The sequence below is a fragment of the Neisseria sp. P0019.S003 genome (genome assembly GCF_051957115.1).
In the GTDB taxonomy this organism is placed as follows: Bacteria; Pseudomonadota; Gammaproteobacteria; order Burkholderiales; family Neisseriaceae; genus Neisseria; species Neisseria flavescens_D.
Window position 1 is genome coordinate 1 of sequence record NZ_JBQCWT010000034.1, and the last position, 581, is coordinate 581.

Below are 581 nucleotides of genomic sequence, written 5' to 3' on the forward strand. Positions count from 1 at the left end.
AATGGGGTGATTTGGTAGGAAAAACCAACGTTCGAGGAGAGCTTTTGATAGGGTTTTGGTAGGGGAGTCAGGGATTTGACCTTGGGCTGCTCCTTTTTTTTTCCTTCACCCTGGACTGGGTGGTTTTTCGGTTTTGATTTTTGTTTTTTGGTGGGGTGGGTTTTTCTGATGCTTTTCGTTCTGGTTTTTGAAAAACCTTCAAGACGGATTATTTTTTGGTGGTTAGACCGGGTTCGGAAAACCCCACCCAGCCGAAAAGCGACAGCAACACCAGCAAAATCCACAAACTGGGATTAAAAAACGAAGACAAGATAATCAGCAAATAAAGTTCCGGCATCCCACCCCAGATTTCGATAAAACGCTTCATCAAAAGGTCGGTCTTGCCGCCGAAATAACCCTGCACCGCGCCAGTGATCACACCGATTACGGTCGTTACCAAAGTCAGCGCAAGTGCAAACAATAGGGAATCGCGAAACCCGTAAACCAAACGCGCCAAGACATCGCGACCGCGGTCGTCCGTGCCGAGCAAGTGCCTTTCAGACGGACTTGCAGGGTCGGGCTGCGTTTCGAAATCATTGAGC

1 pseudogene is annotated in these 581 nt (G+C 48.5%); it reads right to left on the reverse strand.

Going from position 1 to position 581, the window contains the following annotated elements:
* Nucleotides 1-232: 232 nt before the first annotated feature.
* Nucleotides 233-581, reverse strand: a pseudogene (locus ACTHTS_RS10940) (ABC transporter permease); the annotation flags it as partial.